This window comes from Desulfobotulus sp., assembly GCF_034006065.1.
GTDB lineage: Bacteria > Desulfobacterota > Desulfobacteria > Desulfobacterales > ASO4-4 > Desulfobotulus.
The window spans coordinates 1-2,716 of sequence record NZ_JAVETM010000116.1 but is presented as its reverse complement, the minus strand read 5'-3'; the positions used below and the strand labels follow the sequence as shown (position 1 = coordinate 2,716).

Genomic DNA, 2,716 nt, shown 5'->3' with positions numbered 1-2,716 from the left:
CCAGCACGAGACAGACCTTGTCTTTTCCGATGAACTCTTCACCAAGAATAAAGGCCTGGGCCAGACCATCCGGGTTGGGCTGCACGGCATAGCTTAAGCGTATGCCAAAATCCGAACCATTGCCAAGAAGCCTCTGGTAGGAAGATTGGTCTTCGGGGGTTGTGATCACAAGGATATCCCGGATACCCGCCAGCATGAGTACCGAGAGGGGGTAGTAGATCATGGGCTTATCGTAGATGGGCAGAAGCTGTTTGGATACGCCCCTTGTGATGGGGTAAAGCCTTGTGCCGGAGCCTCCGGCGAGGATAATGCCTTTCATTGTCATTTCTATGCCTCCTCCTTACTTTCGCAGCCCAGTCTTTCCAGCCTGTATGCCCCGTTCAGCACCCGTTTCCACCAGTCTTCATTATCAAGGTACCAGCGTATCGTCTTTCTCAGCCCGGTTTCAAAGCTTTCTTCCGGCTTCCAGCCAAGGTCCCTTTCAATTTTTGAGGCATCCATGGCATAGCGAAGGTCATGGCCCGGCCTGTCCGTCACAAAACGGATAAGGCCTCTGAATCCATAAGGTTTGCCGCTTTTCAGGCTGTTGGGGTTTTCCGGTGCCATTTCTTCCAGAAGATCACAGATGGTTTCCACCACCTCAAGATTTCTTTTTTCGTTGTGGCCGCCGATATTGAAGGTTTCACCAACAGGGCCATGGCATAATACAAGGTAGAGGGCGCGGGCATGATCTTCCACATACAGCCAGTCCCGGATTTGCCGACCGTCTCCGTAAACAGGGAGGGGTTTTCCGTGCAGGGCGTTGAGAATCATGTGAGGAATGAGTTTTTCCGGAAAATGATAAGGCCCGTAATTGTTGGAGCAGTTTGTCACAAGAACGGGAAGGCCGTAGGTTCTGTGCCATGCCCGTACCAGATGATCGGAACTGGCCTTGCTGGCCGAATAGGGGGAGCTGGGCGCATAGGAAGTGGTTTCCGTGAAGGCATCTTCGGTTTCGTCAAGATCGCCAAAAACCTCATCCGTTGAAATATGATGAAATCGAAAGGTGCTCTTGGCCTCCTCAGGGAGGGTCATCCAGAAGGCCCTGCATACTTCGAGGAGGGTAGCCGTACCCACCACGTTGGTTTCAATGAAAACCGCTGGCCCATCTATGGATCTGTCAACATGGCTTTCCGCAGCAAGGTGCATCACCGCATCCGGTCTGTGGGTGTCAAAAACCCGCTTAAGCTCCCTGCCATTGCAGATGTCCACCTGTTCAAAGGCGTACCTCGGATTTTGAGCCGCCTGTCCGAGGGATTCCAGGTTTGCGGCATAGGTAAGCTTATCCACATTGACAACACTGTCAGAGGTGTTTTCGATAATATAACGGATCAGGGCAGAGCCAATAAACCCCGCACCTCCTGTAACAAGAATCTTCATAACGTAAAATATCCTTTAAAGGGGCAACCCTTTTATCCTTGAAAATGATACTGCGTAAACCACGCCACAAATTTCCCAACACCTTCCTCTAAGGGAGTATAGGGCTTAAACCCCGCAACCCCATGCAGAGCATCAATGTCCGCCCAGGTTGCCAGCACATCCCCCGGCTGCATGGGCAGCATTTCCTTTTTCGCTTCCCTGCCCATGGCTTTTTCCATGATTTGGATGAAGGTCATCAGCTCCACAGGCTCATGATTACCAATGTTGTACACCCGAAAAGGGGCATCGCTTATGGCGGGATCCGGACGGTTACGGTCAAAGGTAGGGGCTGGGGTGGCAGGTACATCCATAATCCGCACAACCCCTTCCACAATATCATCAATGTAGGTAAAATCCCGCTGCATACGGCCTTCATTGAATACCCGGATGGGCCTATCCTCCATCATGGCGGAAGCAAAAAGGGATGGAGCCATGTCCGGCCTTCCCCAGGGCCCGTAAACCGTAAAAAAACGCAGGCCCGTGGTGGGCAGGCCATAGAGGTGACTGTAGGTGTGGGCCATCAGTTCATTGGATTTTTTGGTGGCTGCATAGAGACTTACGGGGTGATCCACATTGTCCTGCTCACTGAAAGGCATGTGGCTGTTGGAGCCATATACGCTGGAGCTGCTGGCGTAGACCAAGTGCTTTACTTTGTGGTGGCGGCAACCTTCCAGCACATTGAGAAAACCCACCACATTGCTGTTCACATAGGCATGGGGATTCTGGAGAGAGTAGCGTACCCCTGCTTGGGCTGCGAGGTTGACCACTTTGTCAAATTTTTCTTCTGCAAAAAGGGCTTCCATGGCTGGGCGATCCGCCAAGTCCATGCGGATAAAACGAAAATTGATGAAACCTTCCAACTGTTTCAGGCGATCTTCTTTGAGACTGACAGCATAGTAATCATTAAGATTATCAATGCCGACAACTTCTTCTCCCGTTTCCAGGAGACGTTTTGCAAGGTGCATTCCGATAAAGCCTGCGGCACCTGTTACCAAAATTTTCATGAAAAATGAACCTTTCGACAAAACAGTCGGGGACAGGCGCGGGGCCTGTCCGATGACGAAGGCTAATGGAGGGGTTCACATTTGGAGATCAGCAGATCCAGACCTTTGTCTCCTGCGGCAAGGACAGCCTTGACTTTTTCCACACTAAGTCCGGTAATATCTGCTATTTCCTCTGGCTTCATGCTGTACTTCTCAAGATTCATAATGGTCTGGTATTTTTCATAATACACACCTTCACTACGCCCCTCAGCACG

At 51.1% G+C, this 2,716-nt stretch carries 4 protein-coding genes; all 4 read right to left on the bottom strand.

All coding sequences use genetic code 11. The features are described from left to right. On the bottom strand, window positions 1-319 hold a 319-nt coding region (locus RBR60_RS16690), incomplete at its 3' end, for a sugar nucleotidyltransferase (protein WP_320358917.1). 8 nt (window positions 320-327) lie between these two features. Continuing rightward, entirely contained in the window at window positions 328-1,419 is a 1,092-nt protein-coding gene (gene rfbB, locus RBR60_RS16685) for a dTDP-glucose 4,6-dehydratase (RefSeq protein WP_320358915.1), read from the bottom strand. 32 nt (window positions 1,420-1,451) lie between these two features. After that, a complete protein-coding gene (locus tag RBR60_RS16680) occupies window positions 1,452-2,462 on the bottom strand; it encodes an NAD-dependent epimerase (protein ID WP_320358913.1) in 1,011 nt (336 codons plus the stop codon). Window positions 2,463-2,524: 62 nt separating this feature from the next. Then, window positions 2,525-2,716, bottom strand: a 192-nt coding sequence (locus RBR60_RS16675; protein WP_320358911.1) for a hypothetical protein, incomplete at its 5' end; no start/stop codon positions are given.